Consider the following 22,095-nt stretch of genomic DNA (forward strand, 5'->3'; position numbering starts at 1 on the left):
CCTTTCGTGTTAAACCTTTTTCGAACGTAATTGCTGCTTGCTTTCATCCGAAAAATGAAGTGTCTCCACTACTTTAATATAATCAATTCTTGGCGAATATCCAAGTGTCATTATGTGGCCTGCTTCCATTAATTCGTCTTTGCTAATGGATTTACGGCCGTTTTGCTTCTGCCGCTCCCAGAAGAAAAAGAGATCTGAAGCGGGCAAATAATAAACGGAGCCAAAAGCGGATATAATAACGAAACAAATACCGCCTTGCTTTTCAACCTGTTTCATATGCTCAATTTGATGGTCGTGGAAATTTTTGAGCGGAAACGAGGTAGTGCTTTTGGTTTCCTTTGCTTCAAAATCGATATAGCGGCCTTTGTACACCCCGTTATAGTCTGTTGTGGATGATTGTTTAAAATAGGCTTCTTTAATGACAGCAGCACTTCTTTTTGGATAATCCACATTCACAATTTGAACTGGGGTAGGCTTTTTATGAATAACTGCGATCCCGTTGACCAAATAGTATTGGTTCGATTCATTTAAATCAGCCTCAAGCGTCATCCCGCGGTTACTATAAGAGGATTCGCCGCTGCTTCTTTTTTTTGTCCCAATTTGTTGAATGGGCTGATACGATTTTCCGTTTGGATACCGAATCATCAAGTTTCAGCCTCCTTTTAATGCATTTTGTATTGGAGAGATCACCATGTTGTCCCAAGAAGAGCACATCATCACTCAGCAAATTTTGCGTGAAACGAAAGCAAAAAATAAAGACAACCTGACGAGGACAAATGCTTACAAGCGCTTTTATGACCGGCATCCAGAGATGAAATGGTCGCTGCTCGCTTCCTTTGTCTCGAGAAATGCTGGGTGGTCCATGACAGATTTAAAGGGCGAGCTCTTCCATCCAGGTTTAACGGATCAGCAGGGGCACCTTTTTTTCACAGCATATGAAAGAGCGAATTGGCTGATCTTTTCAGATGCTTACCCTCAGCTTCTTTTGTATGAATGGTCTAAGCGATGCAATAAACCTTTGTTTCATCTGCTGCCTTATTTCTCCGTGTCTCGTTTTATGAGTGCTGAGTGGGAACGTTTCTGGCTAAAGCGTGACAGAGAGCGTCTGCTTTATGCACTCATCATAAATGAACAATATACTATACAATCTCCTATTATACAAAATCCTCATCTGAAAAAGAATGTTTTTCACTCGATTCAATATCTTTTCAGCGAGTGGGGACATTTCCAAACCGTTGTTTTTCCAACGGTGGACGGGCATTTGTACGGATTAACCATACGGAAGTTTTCCAATGTAAAGGAACGCATTACATTAGGTAAAAAACTAGCGAAACTATTATTTCGAGCCGATTTATTTTCGGATTTTTATCATTTTTTGCATACCGTTCCGCATACAGGGTCTCGGTTTGATTTTGAGTCTTATTTAGGGATCGCTAGAAGGTCAACACCTTTTCTTCGAACGGTTTATCCGGTGATGACACATTCATTAGACGATCAAAGGGAAGATTGGTTTCATAAGAAATTGAGTCCATCTTTATTTGAGGCAGAGCCGCTGCCAAAACAAATTGAACTGACCGACTGGTATTTCCATAAAAAAAGGCAGCTTCGTTTTCTTTTTTCATTAGAGCACTATTTTTTGCATAAATAAAAAGCAGGGGGTGCCTGCTTTTTTTACGTTGATGGACGATTAGGACCGCCGAGCTTTTTATCAAGCTGATCTGTACTGTTTTCTTTCCCTTTTGGCTTTTGCTCTTTTGGTGCTGGCTGCTTTTTCATGAAATCTACCTCCTTTTGTCCTTAGAATTTACACAATCGGACGCAATCATACAAAGAAGGACAAGCATCTGTCGAAAAGGAAGAAATAGCGCTCATCTACACTTAGATTGGCGATTTGCTTCTAGTTTTGTCATGTGTGAAGGAGGGTGAGAAAGAAAAGAGAATGTAACGAGAGACGATAAAGGAGGAATCTGATGATGAGCGAATTTGTATCAAAAGAATCCATTATGCAGTTGTTAGAGGAAATCGAGCGGAAAATTGATGCGGTGGAGGAAGAGCTGTCTCTTGCTGTGAAGCAGACAAAACGGGCAGCGATAGAAGAGCAAGAACAAATGATTGACCGGCTTGAATCAGAAGTGAAGGATTGTGAAGTGAAGCTGCATGCAGCCGAGTATAAACTGGCGGCAAGACCGGCATATCACGCCGGATAGCTTTTCTATTTGAGCAATAGGTAAACGTTTGATAGGATGGTTCATAGAGGTGAACACTTTGGATAATCAAACATTACTTGAACATACACAAAACTTGAGAATATGGATCGAAGAAGCGTATGAGCAGTACCAAAAGGGAAAGGCTGAAGAGGAGTACCCATCTTATGATTTTTATACGGATATTCAGCCGGCCGTTGTTACATTTGATCAGAAAATGGAAGAGTGGCTCACCGCTGCGATCTCGTTTATTGAGCAGGCCCAACCTAGATATTTACACCAAGAACAGCTTGAAGCCGTAAAAGAAAATGGTAAAGAGGTAGTCCTGCAATCTTATTTTGGCAAACAGCACGCACCCCGTGTGAAAAATTTAGTTGAGTCAGTGGTTTACACACTGAACCTTTTAATAGAAGAAATCAAAAAGCGCAGCTGAAGACATATGCTGCGTTTTTCTTATGGCTTCTTTAGGCACATCTGCTGCTCTTGATCATAATATATGAGTGACATCAATATGTGTTGAGAGCGAGAGGAGCGAGATAGATGTTCCCTTATTCAAACCAGCAGCCTTATGAATTCAATCAATTCAAGCAAAGGCCTTTTCCGTATTCAGAGATGCAGCAGCAGCCTCCGCAGCCTCCAGACTATTTCATGCCGCCATATCAAGGTGGAATGAACCAAGCACCATCTACTGTTTATCAGCCGCCTTATGGATACCAAGAAAATGTGCCGCCTTTACAGCCGCCTGAAGCGATGAATCCACCCCAAATGCAGCCGCCAGGCATGATGCCCATGCAGACACCTATGAATCCTTATCCTTTGCCAAGACCGCAAAAACAGCAGCCATCTCAATTTAAAAGTGTGCTGTCACAATTCAAAAAGACAAATGGGCAATACGATTTTAACAAAATGTTTGATACAGCTGGCCAAATGATGAGTACAATGAATCAAGTAGGCTCATTGGCGAAAGGATTTACAAGCATTTTTAAAGCATAGTTAAAACCCAATAGATCGATCTATTGGGTTGTTTGCTTTGGCGCAGAAACATGAAGCGATTGATCTTTCCATACACTCTTCATTTTCGTTTCATCTATTTTTGCCGGCATTAAAATGGTTTTGGTAAAGCTTGAATACGAGGAAGTCGTATCCGTTTTGATTTTTTCCTGCACTGATAAGTGTAAATATTGGGCTTTTACTTCTAGCGCAATGTCTCCTTCGACAAAATGGTCTGGAAATTGAATCTCGATATACACATTTTGTTCATCCTCTGTCACATCGGTCGTAATTGATGCAAGTGAGTGCGATGTGGTCATGAGTGCCTCCGCACTATTTAATATCTCGTGAAACGGGGAGGATGCAAAAAATTGTTCAATCGCTTCATATAGCATATCTTCATTTGCCAGCATTTCATGTTTCTTTTCGCCTTCATGTTTCATTTGAATCACCTCTCATCTCCAGCCTATGCAGAAAGGGCTCAGGCGGTTATCAATTGATGAGAGGGAAAAATTATGATTAAATAGTGTTAATGAAGCAAGGTGTATGGGCGCAAAGTTTCATACACTGAATAGATCTAGGAAGCAAAGCTTGAAGGGAGCAAATAGACATTGCTGAAAAAATTATTCGGTTTCGGAAAAAACCAAGATGATGTAAAGGAAGAAGTCATTTATTCTCCAGTTGATGGAGAGTTAATGGATATGACTGATGTACCAGATCCCGTCTTTTCTCAAAAGATGATGGGAGACGGCGTAGCAGTAAAACCAAAAAGTGGGACGATTGTGTCACCAGTAGAGGGTGAAATCATTCAGCTCTTCCATACAAAACATGCAATTGGCATTCGAACACTCTCGGGGCTTGAGCTTCTGATTCATATCGGACTTGAAACAGTTGGGTTAAATGGTGAAGGATTTGAAGCACACATTAAAGAAGGGGATAAAGTGAAAATCGGTGATCCTCTTATTACGTGTGATTTAGAACTGATTGAAGAGAAAGCATCAAGTACAGTGACACCGATTGTGATTATGAACGGTGACCTGGTCGAACGACTTGATAAAGAACCAAAAGGCTCTGTAGAAAAGCAGATGTCCAAGCTCTTTACAGTGAAAATGAAATAATCCATGAATAGAAAAAACTACCCATTGATAGGGTAGTTTTTTTATTGAGGTGAGGACATTAATCCTCCATTGGAACCCAGCCTTGACTCGCTTCCATGACAGACCACAATCCTTCTGGAATGAGATACTTGTCTTTTTGGCTGCGTTTAATGACGGTTTCAATCTCTTGTTCTCTGCCTTCTTTAATTTTCTTTGCCCAATCTGGATCGACGATCAGCTCTCTTGCGACAGCGATCAGTGGAATTCCTTGATTGTAAGCATGGAGTGCATCTTCAGCTGTAATGACGCTGCCTACTCCAATAAGCGGAAGAGTATCGCCGCAGCGTTCTTTTAGCAGTTCCATACGTGTCTTATTAGAATCTGCGCCTCGTCTTGCTTTAGAGCCAATTTCCATTAAAGAGATATGCAAATAATCGAGGTTTTTTGTTTTGAGAACATCCACTAATGTAAACGTCTCTGTCATTGTTAAACCAGGTGTTTCTGGTTCTTCAGGAGATAGCCGGTATCCAAAGATAAACGGTTTAGCCGCATGTTCTTTGATGGCCTCCTTGACTGCATCTACAACAGCAATAGGGAAAGCTAGACGTTTTTCTTCATTTCCTCCCCATTGATCTGTACGCTGATTGCTATGTGGTGAGTAAAATTGCTGTAATAAATAACCGTTTGCCCCGTGAATTTCCACGCCGTCAAACCCTGCTTGAACCGCTCGTCTTGCCGCTTCTTTAAAGGAGTCGATAATATGAGTAATTTCCTCTTCTTTTAAAGCGCGTGCAATTTGTTTTCCATCTTTAAACACATCGCTTGGCGCAACCACATCACCGTTTGGAACTAAGTGAGGGAGGGCCTGAGAGCCGCCGTGATGAATTTGAATAATGGCTTTTGTTCCTTTTGCCTGGATTGCTGAAGCCAGTTTTTTCAGGCCAGGGATATCTTCATCTCTTGCGATAGAAGGCTGTCCTTCAAATGCCTTCCCATCTGGAGTCACGTTCGCACATGCTGTAATTACCATGCCCATTTCACTTGATCTAGCTGTAATGAAGTCAATTTCGTCTTTTGAAATGGTGCCATCGTCATGAGAACCAAAGTGTGTCATTGGAGCAACCACTAACCGGCCATCAATAGAGGCGCCTCCTGGAAACGTAAATGGTTCAAATAAAGGCTTAAATTCGTTCTTCAATCTGATCATCTTCTTCCTTGATAAAATCATTTCACTATAGAAGTGTAATAGATACTGTTACAACAGTTCAAAGTATTTGCTCATAAGCCCAGCATCAAAAAATTGCCGCCTAGTCATGCAAACAAATATTCGGTACACTAGAATGAGAGGTGGACGCAATATGAAAAAGAAAACAATGAATGAGCTGATAGAAGAATTAAAGAAAGACGAACAGGTAGAACATTGGCATGAATTTAAAGCAAAGCCTGCACAGACCTCTCCCGTTCCTGAAAGAGTGGACGACAGGCTAAAAAAGGCACTTGAAAAACGAGGCGTGAAAGAACTGTACATTCATCAAAAAGAAGCCTTTGAACGTGTAATGGACGGTGAGCATGTAGTGACTGTTACACCAACAGCTTCAGGTAAAACGCTTTGCTACAATCTGCCTGTTCTTCAGTCGATTGCAGAAGACCAGACAAACCGCTCTCTTTATTTATTCCCAACAAAAGCCCTCGCGCAGGATCAAAAGAGTGAACTTAACGAGATCATCCACGAGATGGATGTTCCGATTCATAGTGAAACATATGACGGGGACACCTCCCCAGCTATTCGGCAGCGAGTCAGACAAGCAGGACATATTGTCATCACAAACCCAGATATGCTGCATTCAGCTATTTTGCCTCATCATACGAAATGGGTCAGCTTGTTTGAGAATTTGAAGTATATTGTCATTGATGAGCTTCATACATATCGAGGTGTGTTTGGCAGTCATGTGGCCAATGTAATTCGCAGGTTAAAGCGAATTTGTGCATTTTACGGAAGTGATCCGGTGTTTATATGTACTTCAGCAACGATTGCGAATCCAAAAGAGCTGGCGCAGCAGCTCACAGGGAGCAAAGTGCATCTTATTGAACGAAACGGAGCGCCTAGCGGTAAAAAGAATTTTGTGTTTTATAACCCGCCAGTGGTGAATAAGCCATTAAATATTAGACAAAGCGCTGCAACTGTCGTCAATCAATTGGCTAAAACATTTTTAAAAGAAAAAATCCAAACGATCGTTTTTGCTAGAAGCAGAGTACGGGTAGAAGTGATATTAAGTCATATTCAAGAGCTTGTGAAAAAAGAAATCGGTCCAAAATCGATTCGCGGGTATCGAGGAGGCTATTTGCCAAAAGAGCGGCGCGTGATTGAAAAGGGATTAAGAGAAGGGGACATTTTAGGAGTCGTCAGCACGAACGCACTAGAATTAGGGGTAGATATAGGTCAGCTAAAGGTGTGCATTATGACGGGGTATCCTGGCAGTGTAGCGAGTACATGGCAGCAGGCAGGACGTGCTGGAAGGCGTCATGAGGAGGCGCTTATTATCATGGTGGCGAGTTCCTCACCCCTTGATCAATATATTGTCAGACACCCTGAATATTTCTTTAATAGACCGCCTGAAGCAGCCAGAATCAATCCTGAAAACCTCATTATTTTAGTGGATCATCTAAAATGTGCTTCTTACGAGCTGCCATTTCGGTCGGATGAACAGTTTGGCGACATGGAAGTAGAAGACATTTTGCAATACTTACATGAGGAAGGGGTTCTTCATTTTAGCGGGAACCGGTATTATTGGTCAGATCAATCGTTCCCAGCGCATGGGATCAGCCTGCGGTCTGCAAGCCAGGAAAATGTGGTGATTGTGGATCAATCCGACGTAGCGAATGTTCGGATTATTGGAGAGATGGATCGATTCAGTGCAATGACATTGCTTCATGATGAAGCGATTTATTTACATGAAGGGGTTCAGTATCAAGTAGAAAAGCTAGATTACGAGCATTTGAAGGCTTATGTGAAACAGGTGGATGTAGAATACTATACAGATGCTAATTTAGCTGTTCAGCTCAAGGTGCTTGAAATCGATCAGACGACAGAGAAAGAAGCAGTATCTGTTCACTACGGTGATGTAACTGTCAACGCAATGCCGACCATTTTCAAAAAAATCCGGCTCAGTACCGGTGAAAATATCGGTTCTGGTCCTATTCACTTACCTGAAGAAGAAATTCATACAAGTGCGGCTTGGTTTGAATTACATGAAGCAGAGCGGAGATTTGAAGAGAAAACACTTGAACAACTGCTGCTTGGCATCGCAAATGTTCTTCAGCACATTGTACCTGCTTTTGTGATGTGTGACCGTTCAGATATTCATGTTGTTTCACAAATTAAAGCGGCACATACCGGCAAACCTACAGTCTTTTTATATGACCACTACCCTGGCGGAATCGGCTTAAGCAAAGAAGTCCAAGCTCGTTTCGATGAAATAGCAGGTGCAGCCATTCAGTTGATAGAGCGGTGCCGCTGTGAGAACGGCTGTCCCTCCTGTATTGGCATGGAAATGAAAGAGGTGAGCGGAAAAAGCAGCATTGTTGAATTGATGTCTGTATTTTAAGGGAAAGGAGGAAGGGACCTACTTATGTCTTTAAAAGGGAAATTAAATAGAATGAAGAAGCACCTATCGCACAACCAACCAAATGAAAAACGGCAAAAAGCAGTGGAAGGACAACATCAGTCTGTAACGGCCGAAAACATTCCATTTTTAAAGGAATGGGAGCAATTGGGTGCAGTTCCTTATCACTTTGAGGGTTCTTTTTGTCTCATTCGAGAAGTCACCTATTCATTAGATGACAAGCATGGACTCTACTCGTTTGCGGAACTGCCAAAGATCATCGAGGCATGGAACAAAAGCGGCATTCAGCATTCTCTATCGGCTAAAGGTTACAAGCCGCATGAACTGTTTTTCTTTGATACAGAAACAACAGGATTATCTGGCGGGACGGGAAATATGATCTTCTTGCTAGGACATGCACGGGTTTTTGCTGACAAAGTAGTGGTGAAACAGCACCTGCTCACGAATCCGGGAAATGAAGCGGCTCTTTATAAAAGCTTTCTCGATGAAGTGAACGTAGAATCTCTAGTGACATATAATGGAAAATCGTTCGATTGGCCGCAAGTGAAAACGAGACATACCTTATTACGAGATCAAATCCCTACACTTCCAGATTTTGGACATTTTGATCTTCTACATGGATCAAGACGATTGTGGAAGCATAAATATGAACGAATGGCGTTGTCCGTGGTGGAAAAAGAAGAGCTGCACGTTCACCGGGAAGGCGACACACCGGGTTTTTTGGCACCGATGATCTATTTTCATTTTTTAAAGGAACAAAATCCTAAACTCATTGAAGGGATTTTGACTCATAATGAATTAGACGTCCTATCATTAATCAGCCTCTACATTCATCTATCCAAAAAAATTCTTTCTATGGATGCTGTAAAGGAGCACGATGAGAAATATGCACTGGCTAGATGGCACCTTGCGCATCGTGATGTACAGGAAGCCACGAAGCATTTGCGGGAATTAACAGGTGCTGATTTTGAGCATGCCAATCAGGCAGCTTATGATCTCTCCTTACAATATAAACGGCTAAACCAATGGGATGAAGCGATTCGAATATGGGAAACATTATTTGAATCAAGTGATGTCCATTTAGCATTAAAAGCGGGCATAGAGCTTGCGAAGTTTAAAGAGCATCGCCAAAAAGATGCAAGGTCAGCTCTTTCCATCACGGAATCTTTATTATCTTTCTCATCGTTAAGCGAGCGAGACACGGAAGAGCTTGAGAAGCGAAAAAAACGGCTATTGAGAAAAGCTGGGCAATGAAATATTATTACCCGGGAAAGCGCAAAAAATGACAACGTTCGGCTCTCGGCCGAAAATAAAAATTGTTTAGCACTTTTATTGTAGAAAGTCCGCGAATCCTGTAAAATAACGTTAGATATTGAATGAGGAGCGTATAGCATGTATAAGGGTCTTTTCTACTTGTTTTTTCTTGTGGTCATTTTGGTCGCTTTTGTGTTTTCAAACTATAAAGATATTTTTCTTGCCAACTTTTAAAATAGGTTAATGCATTAGTACATGTACACCTCTTGTTTCATACATTGTTAATGTAAGAAAATAAAGGAGAGGGGAATGCTACATGTACCATCATCATCATTGCCATCCGAATGTTACACAGCCAATTGTTCATCCGACGAATCATTGCTGTACACACAGCGAGTCAACAACAATTGTGCCGCATATCCACCCGCAGCATGTAACAAATGTTCACCACCATAATTTCAAACATGTTCACTACTTCCCGCATACGTTTTCTCAGGTGGACCCGGCAACACATCAACACTTTAACTGCGGTGGACCTTGCTGTAACAGATAAAGTGAATGGGACTTTTATAAGTCCCATTTTTTAAAAGCAGGTGAAAAAATGAAAATCATTGCTGTCACAGGGTACAAGCCGTTTGAGCTTGGGATATTCAAACAAGACGAGCCTGCACTTCAATACATAAAAGCGGAGCTTCAAAAAAGGCTGACAGCCCTTATCGAAGAAGGTCTGGAATGGGTGCTCATATCAGGACAGCTTGGGGCAGAAATCTGGACAGCCGAAGTGGTGTTTGAGCTTCAGGAGGAATATCCATCGTTAAAACTTGCAGTCATTACGCCATTTTATGAACAGGAAGAGCGCTGGAATGAACAAAACAAAGAGTTGTATGAAGGAATTCTTGCACAGGCCGATTTTGTAGAAAGTGTCACGCATAGACCGTATGAAAGTCCGGCACAATTTAAACAAAAGAACCGCTTTTTTATTGAAAAAACAGATGGTCTTCTCGTCCTATATGATCCCGAGCATGAGGGATCACCGAAGTATATGATCAGAGAGGCGGAAGCCTATACCGATTACCCCATTATGTACATCACGATGGATGATCTAAGAGCGCAGGTTGAGGCGGAAGATCCGTTTTTTGATTAAAAGCAAGAGAAAATTTGACAACGTCACGTATTTCTGAAAAAATATACTATGAATTCACGATATGAGGTGAAAAAGATGCTTGCTGATAAAGTAAAGCTTTCTGCGAAAGAAATTTTAGAAAAAGAATTTAAAACAGGTGTCAGAGGGTACAAACAAGAAGAAGTCGATAAATTTTTAGATATGGTCATTAAAGACTATGAGACCTTCAACCAAGAAATCGAAAAACTTCAACAAGAAAACCTCCACTTGTCAAAACAGCTTGAAGAAGCTGTTGAACAAGGAAAAAGACAGCCTGCACAGTCTAATACAACGAACTTTGATATTTTAAAAAGACTATCGAACCTTGAGAAACACGTTTTCGGCAGCAAACTTTATGATTGAGTCTTGCTGAAAAAGCTTGTGCCAGATGTCATTGTCGTTTATAATAACGCTTATTGATTAACGTTCGGGTAATCGCTGTAATGCTATTTAGGGCATTGCAGAGGAAAGTCCATGCTCGCACGGTGCTGAGATGCCCGTAGTGTTCGTGCCTGGCGAAAAAATAAGCCAGGGCAGCCTGGGAAAGGCTGACGGCAGGAAAAATGCCTACGTCCTTTTTAGGATATGGCAAAGTATCCTTGAAAGTGCCACAGTGACGAAGTCTCACTAGAAATGGTGAGAGTGGAACGCGGTAAACCCCTCGAGCGAGAAACCCAAACTTGGTAGGGGAACTTTCTCAAAGGAACCAAACGGAGAGAAGGACAGAGAATTCTGTAGATAGATGATTACCACCTGAGTACGAGGCATTTGCCGTTTGCAGTACGATGGAACAAAACATGGCTTACAGAACGTTAAATCCGTTATAATAAACATGATGAAACAAAGCTCTCCTATTTCAACATATGGAGAGCTTTTATCTTGAATACATAAAAGGACGAGAAAACAGGTGATAAATCAATGAAAACCTATACACTCATCGCAACAGCTCCAATGGGAATTGAAGCAATTGTTGCAAAAGAAGTAAGAGACCTTGGCTATGAGTGCACAGTCGACAACGGAAAAGTGATCTTCAAGGGGGATGCTCTGGCGATTTGCCGTGCAAACCTTTGGCTGCGTACAGCAGACCGAATCAAGGTACAAGTTGCTGAATTTTCGGCAAAAACATTTGATGAGCTTTTTGAGCGGACTAAGGCGATTGACTGGGCCGCTTTTTTACCGAAAAACAGTACGTTTCCTGTCATCGGTAAATCTGTGAAATCTCAGCTTGCCAGTGTGCCTGACTGCCAGCGCATCGTCAAAAAAGCCATCGCGCAAAAGCTCAAATCCTCCTACAACATTCAGTCTGAATGGCTTGAAGAGACGGGACCTGAATATAAAATCGAGATCGCTCTTTTAAAAGATAAAGCGGTTCTTACGCTTGATACATCTGGTGTAGGTCTTCATAAACGCGGATACCGCATGGATCAAGGCGGAGCACCTATTAAAGAAACGCTTGCTGCTGCGCTCGTCTTATTAACGAACTGGACACCTGACCGTCCGTTTGTGGATCCTTTCTGCGGATCAGGAACAATCGCCATTGAAGCAGCGATGATAGGACAAAATATTGCCCCAGGATTTAACCGGGATTTTGCGTCTGAATCATGGGAATGGATCGGTGAAGACGTATGGAACAAAGCGCGTGTGGAAGTAGAAGAAAAAGCAAACTATGACCAGCCGCTTCAGATCATTGCTAGTGATATCGACCATCGTATGGTAGACATTGCAAAAATGAATGCAGAAGAAGCAGGACTAAGTGAACTGATTGAGTTTAAGCAAATGCAAGTAAAAGACTTTCAAACAAAAGAAGAGTACGGTGTGATTGTCGGAAATCCTCCTTACGGTGAACGATTGAGTGATAAACCAGCAGTTGAAAAAATGTATCAAGGAATGGGTGAAGCATTTAAGAACCTAGACACCTGGTCCATTTACATCTTAACGTCACACGAAAAATTCGAAGAGTGCTTCGGAAGAAAAGCGACGAAAAAAAGAAAACTGTTTAATGGATTTATCAAAACAGACTATTATCAATATTGGGGAAAACGCCCGCCTAGAAAGCAAACAACCGAATCGTAATAATGGCCGCACCGAAAAAAGGTGCGGCTTTTTTATGCTGAAAAGGTATAACTCCTCGCATGGCGGAATAAACTGAACTTGATTCTAAAAAAAGAGGTGTCTTTATGATTCATTATGATCAAATTCAGTTAATCCAAAAAGCACTCACTTCGACTGCTCAAGAAATAGAAGGGCATGAAGGTGGACAATCTGCTCAGCTTACGGCAGCCATCGAAGATTTAGCGCTGGCTCAGGCATACATAGAACGTTCTGAGCATGCCTTTTTAATGAAGGAAAACTATCAACATCGCCTGCGCTCATAAAAAAAGATTGTTTTTCCCCAGCGTAAATGGTACTATTGAATGTCTGAATGATTCAAAAGTTGGGGGTTGAAGCAGGTGACAGCATCTCGTTTGCCTTTTTCATTATCAAAAGAACATAATTTTTACGAAGAACTGGGCAACTGGATTGGTGATGTGTTTTATGACATTTTGCCAGAAAAGGGCTTTGATCTTCGAGATGAACAAATATTTATGGCTTTTCAGCTAGAAAGAGCCTTTAAAGAAAAAAGTGTGATGTTTGCCGAAGCTGGGGTAGGCACAGGCAAAACCATCGTCTATCTATTATTTGCCGTCACATATGCAAGGTATACAGGGAAGCCTGCGATTATTGCATGTGCAGACGAAACGTTAATTGAACAGCTCGTTAAACAAGAAGGTGATATCTATAAAATTGCCAATCACCTTGATATTCAAATAGATGCGAGATTAAGTAAATCGCATGATCAATATTTATGCTTAAAAAAACTAGAGAAAACGATGCAGCGTGAAGATGATGAAAAGTGGCTCGATATTTATGAATCACTTCCTTCATTTGTTCATGAATCTCATGGCATGCAAACCTTTTATCCGTATGGCGATCGAAAAGAGTATCCAGAATTATCAAATGATGAATGGTCACGAATTGGCTATGACTCGTTTCAGGACTGCCTGACGTGCGACATGCGTCATCGCTGCGGTCTGAATTTATCAAGAGATCATTACCGGAAAGCGACAGACCTCATCATTTGTTCACACGATTTTTACATGGAGCATGTGTGGACGAAGGAATCCCGAAAACGTGAGGGCCAGCTTCCGCTGCTTCCTGAGCATAGCTCCGTTGTATTTGATGAAGGACATCTTCTCGAGTTTGCCGCACAAAAAGCGTTAACTTACCGAGTGAAGCAATCAACGCTCGAAACATTTTTGGAACGTCTTTTGCAAAACGACATACGCGAAGAATTTGCAGAGCTTGTTGAAGATGCACTTGCAACAAACGATGAGTTCTTTTATCTCTTAAAAACACATGCCAAAGAAGTCAAAGGCTCGCACCGGCTTGAAATTGGGCGTGTGGATGAGGTGAAGCGTTCTGCAAGTGAATTGTGTGACTTGCTTGAAAAAATCGGAGAAGCGCTCGTGTTTGAATCTGAGATGTATACGATCGATCAATATGAATTATCTGTTGTGGAAGAATACATTGAACAAATGGCGTATTCTTTATCGCTTTATCAAAAAAATGCCATTAGCTGGCTGGAAAAACAGGAATTAGATACAACATTTGTTGTGATGCCGAAGACGGTTGCAGAGGTACTTGGCGAAAAAGTATTCTCGCAAAAAAGACCATATATTTTCTCTTCCGCTACATTGTCTGAGAATCAATCCTTTGATTATTTAGCTGAAAGTCTTGGGATTAAAGATTACTTATCAATGAGTGTCGCTTCGCCGTATGATTACGATGAACAAATGAAGATTTATTTCCACGGAATTCAGCAGCTCACTGAGCAAGAGGCTAAAGCACAGCAAGTGATCACTCAGCTGAAAGAAAATGGAGGACGATCTCTGATATTATTCCCTTCATTTGACGAACTCCATTTCTTTAGAAAGCAGCTTGAGGCAGCAAATGAATCACTGCCGTTTGACGTATATTTTGAGGGAGACGAGGAAATCAGCACGATTGTTCAAAAGTTCCAAGCTGATGAGACATCCGTGTTATGCTCTGTTCATCTGTGGGAAGGGCTTGATATTCCAGGTCAATCATTAACGAATGTGATCATCTGGGGACTTCCTTATCCGCCGCATGATCCGGTATTTGAAGCGAAACGGAATGAAGCAAAGGATGCACATGCTGAAGTTGACCTTCCGTATATGCTGCTTCGCTTACGCCAAGGTATCGGAAGACTGATCCGGACAAGCCAAGATGCAGGAAGCATTCATATTTACTTTGATCGTAAGGAAGATACTGAGCTTCAAAGTAAAATTGAATCCGTCCTGCCAGTGAAGCCCATCATCACATCCTAAATAGATGAAAACTTGCAAATGAGGAGGATACCACTGTGTATCCTCCTTTTTCATTGACAAAAGAACATTCATTGAAGTAGCCTTGAAACGTACATACATATTTTATTGATTGGGGGAACAAGCGCATGAGTCTTGAAGCAACTGAGAAAGCGTTTTATCAATTACTAGGGAAAATCGCCCATTATACAGAGGCGCTCCATTTACTTTATTGGGACTCTAGAACACAAGCACCTAAAAAAAGTGCGGATTTTAGAGCTGAAACGATCGGTCAATTATCAAGTGATATTTTTAATATGAAGACTTCTGATGAAATGAGAGATCTTCTTCTCGCATTAAACAAACATCGAGATGAGCTGTCAAAAGATACACAGAAGGCGCTCGAATTATCACAAAAAGAATATGATGAAAACAGCAAAATTCCGAAAGAAGAATTTAAAGAATACTCGATTTTGCAATCAAAAGCAGAGCATGTTTGGGTAGAAGCAAGGGAGAAATCAGACTTTTCTCTCTTTGCACCATATTTAAAACAGCTCATTGACTTTAACAAGCGTTTCATCCAATATTGGGGCGTGAAAAAAACGCCTTATGATGTGCTGCTCAATAACTATGAGCCAGATATGACGGTTGAACAGCTTGATCAAAAATTTGGTGCACTTCGTGACGCCATCGTTCCTCTCGTGAAAAAAATCGAAGCCTCTCCTAATAAGCCGGATACTTCATTTTTATCGAAAAGCTTTCCAATCGATAAACAAAAGGAATTGAGCCTCTTTTTCTTAAAAGAATTAGGATATGACTTTGACGCAGGTCGCCTTGATACAACAGTCCATCCATTTGCAGTGACTTTAAGCAGAGGCGATGTACGTGTGACGACCCGTTACGATGAACATGATTTTCGAATGGCGATCTTTGGCACGATTCATGAATGTGGTCATGCGATCTATGAGCAAAACATTGATGAAGCACTGAGCGGAACACTTTTATGTGATGGCACTTCGATGGGTATCCATGAATCACAGTCTCTTTTCTTTGAGAACTTTATCGGCAGACACGAAGATTTCTGGAAAACGTATTATCAAAAGCTGCAAGAAGCCTCTCCTGCGCAATTTAAAGATGTTTCCTTAGATGACTTTGTGCATGCAGTGAATGAATCGAAGCCGACTTACATTCGAATAGAAGCCGATGAACTGACGTATCCGCTTCACATTATCATCCGCTATGAAATTGAGAAAGCAATTTTCAATGAAGAAGTAGCGGTTGAAGATCTGCCTGCACTTTGGAATGAAAAATATCAAGCGTATCTTGGCATTACGCCTCCTAATGATGCACTCGGTATCTTGCAGGATGTTCACTGGTCTGATGGAAGCTTTGGATATTTCCCTTCATATGCCCTTGGTTACATGTATGCGGCGCAATTAAAGCAGCAAATGATCAAAGATTTACCAAATTTTGATAAGCTCATTCAAAATGGGTCTTTTGCACCGATAAAAGAATGGCTTACAGAACATGTTCACCAGCATGGAAAACGGAAAAAGCCATCTGAAATCATTCAAGATGCAACAGGCGAAGAATTAAATGTTCAATATTTAATCGACTACTTAACGGATAAATATACGAAACTGTATTTATCATAAAAGAAGGGCACCCTTTCGTGAGAGGGGTGCTTTTTTGATGCTTGAATATTCTAAAAACGAACATTTTGCGCTGATCTATTATTTTAGTTCGGTATTTTTCTGGAAAAGTGCTTTCCAAGCGTCTGAAATCTTGTTATAATTTGAACACTATAACACTCATATAATCGCGTGATGATGGCACGCAAGTTTCTACCGGACACCGATACGGTCCGACTATGAGTGAGCAAAATGAAACAGCTCTTGTTTGAGCTGAAGATCCGTGGATCGTTTTCGCATTGCTTGCTCCTCATGGACAGCAATGCTTTTTTTATGCAAAAAATTAAATGTTTGCCAATATGCTAGGGGGAAGAATGATGGAATTGTTACGTCAAAAAATTGAGAACGAAGGAATCGTTCTGTCAAATCAAGTGTTAAAGGTAGATGCTTTTTTAAATCATCAAATTGATCCTGTGTTAATGCATGAGATCGGGCAAGAGTTTGCTAGATTATTTAAGCATGATGGCATTACAAAAATCATCACAATCGAATCTTCAGGCATCGCGCCTGCTGTGATGGCTGGGCTTGCTCTTCAAGTACCTGTTGTGTTTGCAAGAAAACGTCAATCACTCACATTAACGGATAACCTGTTAACAGCCAGTGTGTACTCTTTTACGAAAAAAGTAGAAAGCACGATTGCTGTCTCAAATACGCATCTGAGTGAAAATGATTGTGTGTTAATCATCGATGACTTTTTAGCAAATGGCGAAGCTGCAAAAGGGCTTGCTGCGATTGCAAAGCAGGCGAAGGCGAAAGTAGCTGGATTTGGCATTGTCATTGAAAAGTCATTCCAGCCCGGAAGAAATGCGCTTTTGCAAATGGGCTACCGCGTCGAATCCCTCGCACGTATTGAATCACTTGAGGAAGGGAAAGTCACGTTTGTACGGGAGGTACAATCATGAGTGCCGCTAAAAAAGTCAAAACGCTCTCGCTGGGCATTCAGCATGTACTGGCGATGTATGCAGGGGCTGTTCTTGTGCCGCTCATTGTTGGAGATGCGCTTGGGCTCACGCCTGCACAGCTGACTTACTTAATCTCTGCGGATATTTTCATGTGCGGGGCGGCCACATTGCTTCAAGTATGGAAAAACCGCTTTTTTGGGATCGGTCTGCCTGTTGTATTAGGCTGTACTTTTACAGCAGTTTCTCCTATGATTGCGATTGGCTCTAAGTATGGAATTTCGTCTATCTATGGAAGTATTATCGCTTCTGGATGTATTGTCATTCTTCTTTCTTTTTTCTTTGGAAAGCTTGTGAAATTTTTCCCGCCTGTTGTAACAGGTTCTGTCGTCACTATTATTGGTATCACCCTTATTCCTGTAGCGATGAATAATATGGCAGGAGGAGAAGGAAGTGCGGATTATGGTTCTTTTGAGAATCTAGGGCTCGCTTTTCTTGTGCTGTTTATCATTGTACTGCTCTATCGATTCACGAAAGGGTTTATGAAGGCGATCGCCATTTTAATCGGTATTCTTCTTGGGACAGCAGTTGCTGCGTTTATGGGAAAAGTGGAGACAGCTGAGGTGGCAAACGCCCAGGTTTTCCGCATGATTGAGCCATTTTATTTTGGTATGCCGACCTTTGAATTTGCACCGATCATGACCATGACGTTAGTTGCGATTGTGTCATTAGTTGAATCAACAGGCGTTTATTTCGCACTAGGTGATTTAACAAACCGTTCATTAAAAGAGAAGGATTTGGCTAAAGGCTATCGGGCAGAGGGGATTGCTGTGTTATTAGGCGGAATCTTCAATGCTTTTCCGTACACAGCTTACTCGCAAAACGTTGGATTGATCCAGTTAACAGGCGTCAAGAAAAACCAAGTCATTGTCGTAACAGGGGCATTGCTCATGTTATTTGGTCTTTTTCCTAAAATCGCTGCCTTTACGACGATTATTCCAAAGTCAGTTCTTGGCGGTGCAATGGTTGCCATGTTTGGCATGGTCATTGCATACGGTATTAAAATGCTCTCGCGCGTGGACTTTGCAAAGCAGGAGAACTTGCTGATTGTTGCTTGCTCTGTGGGAATCGGCTTAGGTGTTACCGTCGTACCGCAAATGTTTGAGCATCTGCCAGAATCGATTAAATTATTAACAAGTAACGGCATTGTGGCCGGAAGCTTTACCGCAATTTTGCTTCATATTATTTATCACATGATTCCTTTTAAAAAAGAAGCCGGGCATGACCTGGTAGAAGAACCTAAGCAATCTGTTATGTAAACCCCTCTCTTGGAGAGGGGTTCAGATTATGGACAAAGAGCTAAAATGACCTTTTATTTTAGCTCTTTGTCTTCTTTTTAGCTTGATAAAAAACCTTTGAAGTCCTAGGATCCTAAGAAGGAGCGTGTGAGGGTTTGTCTACAAGCTGAAAGCCCGCATCTTTTGGATACGGGCTTTTTGTGATTAGCACTATTAATGTTGTACCGGCGGCATTGTTTCGTTAATGACTGCAAATGTATAGCCCCTTGCTTTTAGCTGTATAATCAGGCTATCTAAATAGTTTGTGGTAGAGGGTTGATCATGCATTAATATAACTTTTGGTTCCCATGGTTTATTTTCCTCAAACATTTGCAATTGATTCAATACCTCTGGAACATATTGTGAGTTTTTATATCTCCAGTCAAGGCTATCAATCGTCCAGTCCCAGTAAATAAAGCCATTTTGGTTTAAACGTACTTTTTGATGATATGTTAAATTTGGAACACTGCCATAGGGGGTTCTTACAAGACGGCTGTAGACGCCTGTAACAGAGGCAAGAATACGCTGAGCTTCTTTCATTTCATTTGCGGGAGACTCGCTGTTCTGATAAAAGAGATTTATATCATGCGTCATGCCATGAAGACCTAATTGATGTCCTTCTTGATAAAGTCTTTTCACAGCTGATTGGTGTGCTTGGATTTGCGGTCCAAGCATGAAGAACGTCGCCTTCACGTGATGTGCTTAGCTGATTTGATGTAGCAGAAGGACCATCATCAAATGTTAAAAAGACCGTTTTATTCGTTGCCTGTTGGTTTGGATTGGTCTTAAAATGTGTATCCAATGTTCTTGTAGACTGATCTTTTGCTTTCAGACTGATGCTTGTGTCACGGAAGTCACTGCTGGCAACATTTTTTGCTTGCCCATTTGTCGCCTGCAAATGGGGTTTAGACATATCCCAGATAAAAAAGAGAAACAGTGTAAGAAGCACTAAACCAATTACCTTTGAGAGAAGTATCGTGTTGTAGGGAGTCTTTTTTTTGGAAACCTTTTTCATTACAATCACTCCAGTCAATTAAATTTTGAGCCGAACCATGTTGTAGATTCTTTCTTTTTTCACTGTTTTTCTTGGTACTCATATTGATTATGTATATAGTGGAAAAAATCCTTTTAATATAGAAAATTCAAATAAATTAGGAATTTATGGTTATTATTTTGTGTTGATCAGCAAAAAAAGGTGATCCATTCATGTTTAAATGAAATCATTCTGAATAATGATCGAAACGTTAATATTTATACGCTGAGATAGCATCAGATTTAACCATTCATGCGAAGCGAAGGGGAGATTCCGTATGAAAGTGTTGTATAAGTAAAGGGGGGGTTGTCTACGGTCTGAACACTTCTCTTTTAGAAGTGTTTTTTTGCATAAAAAAAGCAGGTTCGCTTGGCTTAGAACGAACCTGTGAAGGAGGAAAACTACATCATGTTTTCACCTATATTATCCAATATTTATCAATTGTCGTCAAGACAAAAAGTTAGACGGAGGAAAATATTTTGACTGAATTGTGACGTTTTGGCATGTATATCCTTTTTTCGATAGGGGATATTAATCGAAAAAAGAGGTGAAGCCGATGGCGTACATTCTTTCTGTTGGAACGAGTCTGCCAGAACATCATGTGAATCAGAAAAAGGCGGCTGATTTTGCAAGATCTCAATTTAAACGATCGTTTAAAGATATCGACCGGCTGCTGAGAGCTTTTCAAAACGGAGAAATCGAGAGTAGACAATTTGTGCAGCCAATTGAATGGTATCAGACGCACCACTCTTTTGAGGAGAAAAACAATCTCTATTTGGAAAAAGCATTGGCTCATGCAAAAGAAGCGGTCATACATTGTCTTCATGAGAAGGCGTTCCTGAAAAAGCCGATTCCATTTGAAGAGATTGATGCATTATTTTTTATTTCAAGCACCGGACTTTCGACACCAAGTCTTGATGCAAAACTGATGAACGTTCTTCCTTTTTCGCCTTATACGAAACGAGTGCCGATCTGGGGATTAGGGTGCGGAGGCGGAGCGGCAGGGTTGTCCCGGGCTTACGAATACATAAGGGCATTTCCAGAAGCAAAGGTGCTGGTTGTTGCCTGTGAACTGTGCAGTTTAACCTTTCAGCCGCAAGATCAATCAAAAAGCAATTTAATCGGTACATCTTTGTTCGGAGACGGGACAGCAGCGGTACTCTTAACTGGAGAAAAAGGTGTATCTGAATACGCCAATCTAAAAACAGTTCCTAGAGTGCTTGGTACACAATCCGTCACAATGAAAGAGTCTGAGGATGTGATGGGCTGGGAATTTACAAGTGACGGCTTTCGGGTTATTTTCTCCCGTGACATCCCTTCCATTATTTCAGGCTGGTTAAAGGAGCAAGTCGATCAATTTTTAGAGCAGCAAGGGTATTCGGCAGAAGACCTATCGGTTTTTCTTGCTCATCCTGGAGGGAAAAAAGTGATTGATGCCTATATTGATAGTCTATCCTTACAAGAGGATCAGCTTTTTTCATCAAAAGAAGTACTCAAACAACACGGGAATATGTCCTCTGCCACAGTTTTGTATGTGATCAAACATTATCTTGTACATCAATCCGCTGAAGCGGGGGATATGGGGCTTTGCGGAGCGCTTGGCCCTGGCTTTTCCTCAGAGCTATTGCTTATGAAATGGGAGGAGGTCATGTCATGATCGTTTGGCTGATCATTGGTTTCTTCGTTTGTCAGCGGCTTATTGAAATGCTTGTGGCCAAAAGAAATGAAAAGAAAGTGAAAGCGATCGGTGCCATTGAATTTGGTGCTAGTCATTATCCTTATATGGTTGCTATGCATGCGGGCTTTTTTCTCTCACTCATGGTTGAGGTATGGGGGTTAAACAAGGCGCCGTCGCGCTATTTTCTTGTGCTGCTCGTTTTTCTGCTGGCCACACAGGTGATTCGATACTGGGCATTATGTTCTCTTGGGACGTATTGGAATACAAAGATTTTAGTTGTACCAAATGCGATGATTGTTAAAAAAGGACCTTATCGCTGGTTAAAGCATCCTAACTATGTAGTGGTGGCGATTGAGCTTATGCTGATCCCGCTTTTGTTTAATGCTTATTTTACCGCCATTTTGTTTACATGTTTAAATGCATGGATGATGGCCGTGAGAATTCAAACAGAAGAGAAAGCGCTCAATCAGTATTTGTTAAATTAATATTGAAAATCATTATCAATTGTGATACACTTTCATTAATGATAAGCATTCTCAATCACGAAGGATGGAAGGTGATCACATGACAATGGTTTTCTTACTCGGTACGGTCTGTGTATACAGCCTATTAATTGGATTCGTATTAAAAGGTGTTTCTAAAAAATCTGCTTCCTGATCGCAGTCAATTGCGACTGATCGGGCAGCAGATTTTTTTTATTTCCTCAGATCAGAAGAAAAATCTCTTTATTTTGTGTAAAATGGTATCACATACATAACTGACT

The 22,095-nt window shown here is 41.2% G+C and carries 23 protein-coding genes, 1 other RNA gene, 1 pseudogene and 1 riboswitch; of the genes and pseudogenes, 20 read left to right on the forward strand and 5 right to left on the reverse strand.

Annotated features, from left to right (window positions below):
* Positions 1-9 precede the first annotated feature (9 nt).
* A complete protein-coding gene (recU, locus tag NSS92_RS04250; RefSeq protein ID WP_267587562.1) occupies positions 10-645 on the reverse strand; it encodes a Holliday junction resolvase RecU in 636 nt (211 codons plus the stop codon).
* Between the two features lie 46 nt (positions 646-691).
* Here recU and NSS92_RS04255 point away from each other — a divergent pair, with 46 nt between their 5' ends.
* On the forward strand, positions 692-1,648 hold the full coding sequence (locus NSS92_RS04255) for a DUF2515 domain-containing protein (protein ID WP_340866981.1): 957 nt from the start codon (positions 692-694) through the stop codon (positions 1,646-1,648).
* 23 nt (positions 1,649-1,671) lie between these two features.
* Here the strand turns inward: NSS92_RS04255 and sspM are convergent, their stop codons facing one another.
* Positions 1,672-1,776 (reverse strand): acid-soluble spore protein SspM, encoded by a 105-nt coding sequence (sspM, locus tag NSS92_RS04260; RefSeq protein ID WP_012010346.1) that lies wholly within the window; start codon positions 1,774-1,776, stop codon positions 1,672-1,674.
* A 194-nt stretch (positions 1,777-1,970) separates the two neighbouring features.
* Between sspM and NSS92_RS04265 the strand changes: the two genes are divergently transcribed.
* The 3 genes from NSS92_RS04265 to NSS92_RS04275 all read left to right on the forward strand — a co-directional run bounded on the left by NSS92_RS04265 (position 1,971) and on the right by NSS92_RS04275 (position 3,197).
* Positions 1,971-2,207, forward strand: a complete 237-nt coding sequence (locus tag NSS92_RS04265; protein ID WP_024428114.1) for a DUF5446 family protein — start codon at positions 1,971-1,973, stop codon at positions 2,205-2,207.
* Positions 2,208-2,256: 49 nt separating this feature from the next.
* Positions 2,257-2,637, forward strand: a complete 381-nt coding sequence (locus NSS92_RS04270) for a YppE family protein (RefSeq protein ID WP_267587449.1) — start codon at positions 2,257-2,259, stop codon at positions 2,635-2,637.
* A 107-nt stretch (positions 2,638-2,744) separates the two neighbouring features.
* On the forward strand, positions 2,745-3,197 hold the full coding sequence (locus NSS92_RS04275) for a YppG family protein (protein ID WP_340866985.1): 453 nt from the start codon (positions 2,745-2,747) through the stop codon (positions 3,195-3,197).
* Between the two features lie 20 nt (positions 3,198-3,217).
* Here NSS92_RS04275 and NSS92_RS04280 read toward each other — a convergent pair whose 3' ends face one another.
* On the reverse strand, positions 3,218-3,637 hold the full coding sequence (locus NSS92_RS04280) for an Hsp20/alpha crystallin family protein (RefSeq protein WP_041109586.1): 420 nt from the start codon (positions 3,635-3,637) through the stop codon (positions 3,218-3,220).
* A gap of 168 nt (positions 3,638-3,805) precedes the next feature.
* On the opposite strand from NSS92_RS04280, the gene NSS92_RS04285 reads away from it, so the two are divergent.
* Positions 3,806-4,312 (forward strand): PTS sugar transporter subunit IIA, encoded by a 507-nt coding sequence (locus tag NSS92_RS04285; RefSeq protein ID WP_039183169.1) that lies wholly within the window; start codon positions 3,806-3,808, stop codon positions 4,310-4,312.
* Positions 4,313-4,370: 58 nt separating this feature from the next.
* Here NSS92_RS04285 and NSS92_RS04290 read toward each other — a convergent pair whose 3' ends face one another.
* On the reverse strand, positions 4,371-5,489 hold the full coding sequence (locus NSS92_RS04290; RefSeq protein WP_224928710.1) for an NADH-dependent flavin oxidoreductase: 1,119 nt from the start codon (positions 5,487-5,489) through the stop codon (positions 4,371-4,373).
* A gap of 160 nt (positions 5,490-5,649) precedes the next feature.
* Here NSS92_RS04290 and NSS92_RS04295 point away from each other — a divergent pair, with 160 nt between their 5' ends.
* The 12 genes from NSS92_RS04295 to pbuX all read left to right on the forward strand — a co-directional run bounded on the left by NSS92_RS04295 (position 5,650) and on the right by pbuX (position 18,603).
* Positions 5,650-7,896, forward strand: coding sequence for a DEAD/DEAH box helicase (locus NSS92_RS04295; protein WP_340866986.1), 2,247 nt, complete (start codon positions 5,650-5,652; stop codon positions 7,894-7,896).
* A 24-nt stretch (positions 7,897-7,920) separates the two neighbouring features.
* A complete protein-coding gene (locus tag NSS92_RS04300; RefSeq protein ID WP_340866988.1) occupies positions 7,921-9,168 on the forward strand; it encodes a ribonuclease H-like domain-containing protein in 1,248 nt (415 codons plus the stop codon).
* 316 nt (positions 9,169-9,484) lie between these two features.
* On the forward strand, positions 9,485-9,721 hold the full coding sequence (locus NSS92_RS04305) for a CotD family spore coat protein (protein ID WP_075623378.1): 237 nt from the start codon (positions 9,485-9,487) through the stop codon (positions 9,719-9,721).
* A gap of 48 nt (positions 9,722-9,769) precedes the next feature.
* Positions 9,770-10,312 carry a DUF1273 domain-containing protein gene (locus NSS92_RS04310; protein WP_267587453.1) on the forward strand — a complete coding sequence of 181 codons (543 nt, stop codon included), beginning with the start codon at positions 9,770-9,772 and terminating at the stop codon, positions 10,310-10,312.
* Positions 10,313-10,387: 75 nt separating this feature from the next.
* Positions 10,388-10,693: a cell division regulator GpsB gene (gene gpsB, locus NSS92_RS04315; RefSeq protein WP_012010336.1), complete on the forward strand. Its 306-nt coding sequence runs from the start codon at positions 10,388-10,390 to the stop codon at positions 10,691-10,693.
* A 60-nt stretch (positions 10,694-10,753) separates the two neighbouring features.
* Positions 10,754-11,140, forward strand: an RNA gene (gene rnpB, locus NSS92_RS04320) — RNase P RNA component class B.
* Positions 11,141-11,248: 108 nt separating this feature from the next.
* The gene (locus NSS92_RS04325) at positions 11,249-12,403 is read left to right on the forward strand and encodes a THUMP domain-containing class I SAM-dependent RNA methyltransferase (protein WP_267587454.1); all 1,155 of its coding nucleotides are present in this window, start codon (positions 11,249-11,251) and stop codon (positions 12,401-12,403) included.
* A 104-nt stretch (positions 12,404-12,507) separates the two neighbouring features.
* Positions 12,508-12,705 (forward strand): hypothetical protein, encoded by a 198-nt coding sequence (locus tag NSS92_RS04330; RefSeq protein ID WP_111290353.1) that lies wholly within the window; start codon positions 12,508-12,510, stop codon positions 12,703-12,705.
* A gap of 75 nt (positions 12,706-12,780) precedes the next feature.
* Positions 12,781-14,718: an ATP-dependent DNA helicase gene (locus NSS92_RS04335; protein WP_340866990.1), complete on the forward strand. Its 1,938-nt coding sequence runs from the start codon at positions 12,781-12,783 to the stop codon at positions 14,716-14,718.
* A gap of 125 nt (positions 14,719-14,843) precedes the next feature.
* Positions 14,844-16,349, forward strand: a complete 1,506-nt coding sequence (locus NSS92_RS04340) for a carboxypeptidase M32 (RefSeq protein ID WP_340866991.1) — start codon at positions 14,844-14,846, stop codon at positions 16,347-16,349.
* Between the two features lie 136 nt (positions 16,350-16,485).
* Positions 16,486-16,585, forward strand: a riboswitch (purine riboswitch).
* A 117-nt stretch (positions 16,586-16,702) separates the two neighbouring features.
* Positions 16,703-17,287 (forward strand): xanthine phosphoribosyltransferase, encoded by a 585-nt coding sequence (gene xpt, locus NSS92_RS04345; protein ID WP_142945847.1) that lies wholly within the window; start codon positions 16,703-16,705, stop codon positions 17,285-17,287.
* Positions 17,284-18,603, forward strand: a complete 1,320-nt coding sequence (pbuX, locus tag NSS92_RS04350; protein ID WP_267587457.1) for a xanthine permease PbuX — start codon at positions 17,284-17,286, stop codon at positions 18,601-18,603. The genes xpt and pbuX overlap by 4 nt, the downstream gene beginning before the upstream one ends.
* 192 nt (positions 18,604-18,795) lie before the next feature.
* Here pbuX and NSS92_RS04355 read toward each other — a convergent pair.
* Positions 18,796-19,636: pseudogene (locus tag NSS92_RS04355) on the reverse strand (polysaccharide deacetylase family protein).
* A gap of 574 nt (positions 19,637-20,210) precedes the next feature.
* On the opposite strand from NSS92_RS04355, the gene NSS92_RS04360 reads away from it, so the two are divergent.
* The 3 genes from NSS92_RS04360 (at position 20,211) to NSS92_RS04370 (ending at position 21,989) form a co-directional block, all read left to right on the forward strand.
* Positions 20,211-21,311 (forward strand): type III polyketide synthase, encoded by a 1,101-nt coding sequence (locus NSS92_RS04360; RefSeq protein WP_340866992.1) that lies wholly within the window; start codon positions 20,211-20,213, stop codon positions 21,309-21,311.
* Positions 21,308-21,817 (forward strand): isoprenylcysteine carboxyl methyltransferase family protein, encoded by a 510-nt coding sequence (locus tag NSS92_RS04365; RefSeq protein WP_324290897.1) that lies wholly within the window; start codon positions 21,308-21,310, stop codon positions 21,815-21,817. Before NSS92_RS04360 ends, NSS92_RS04365 begins: the two co-directional genes overlap by 4 nt.
* 85 nt (positions 21,818-21,902) lie before the next feature.
* On the forward strand, positions 21,903-21,989 hold the full coding sequence (locus tag NSS92_RS04370) for a Fur-regulated basic protein FbpC (RefSeq protein ID WP_226340839.1): 87 nt from the start codon (positions 21,903-21,905) through the stop codon (positions 21,987-21,989).
* Positions 21,990-22,095: the final 106 nt, after the last annotated feature.

The sequence above is a fragment of the Bacillus sp. FSL M8-0166 genome (assembly GCF_038008825.1).
Lineage (GTDB): Bacteria > Bacillota > Bacilli > Bacillales > Bacillaceae > Bacillus > Bacillus safensis.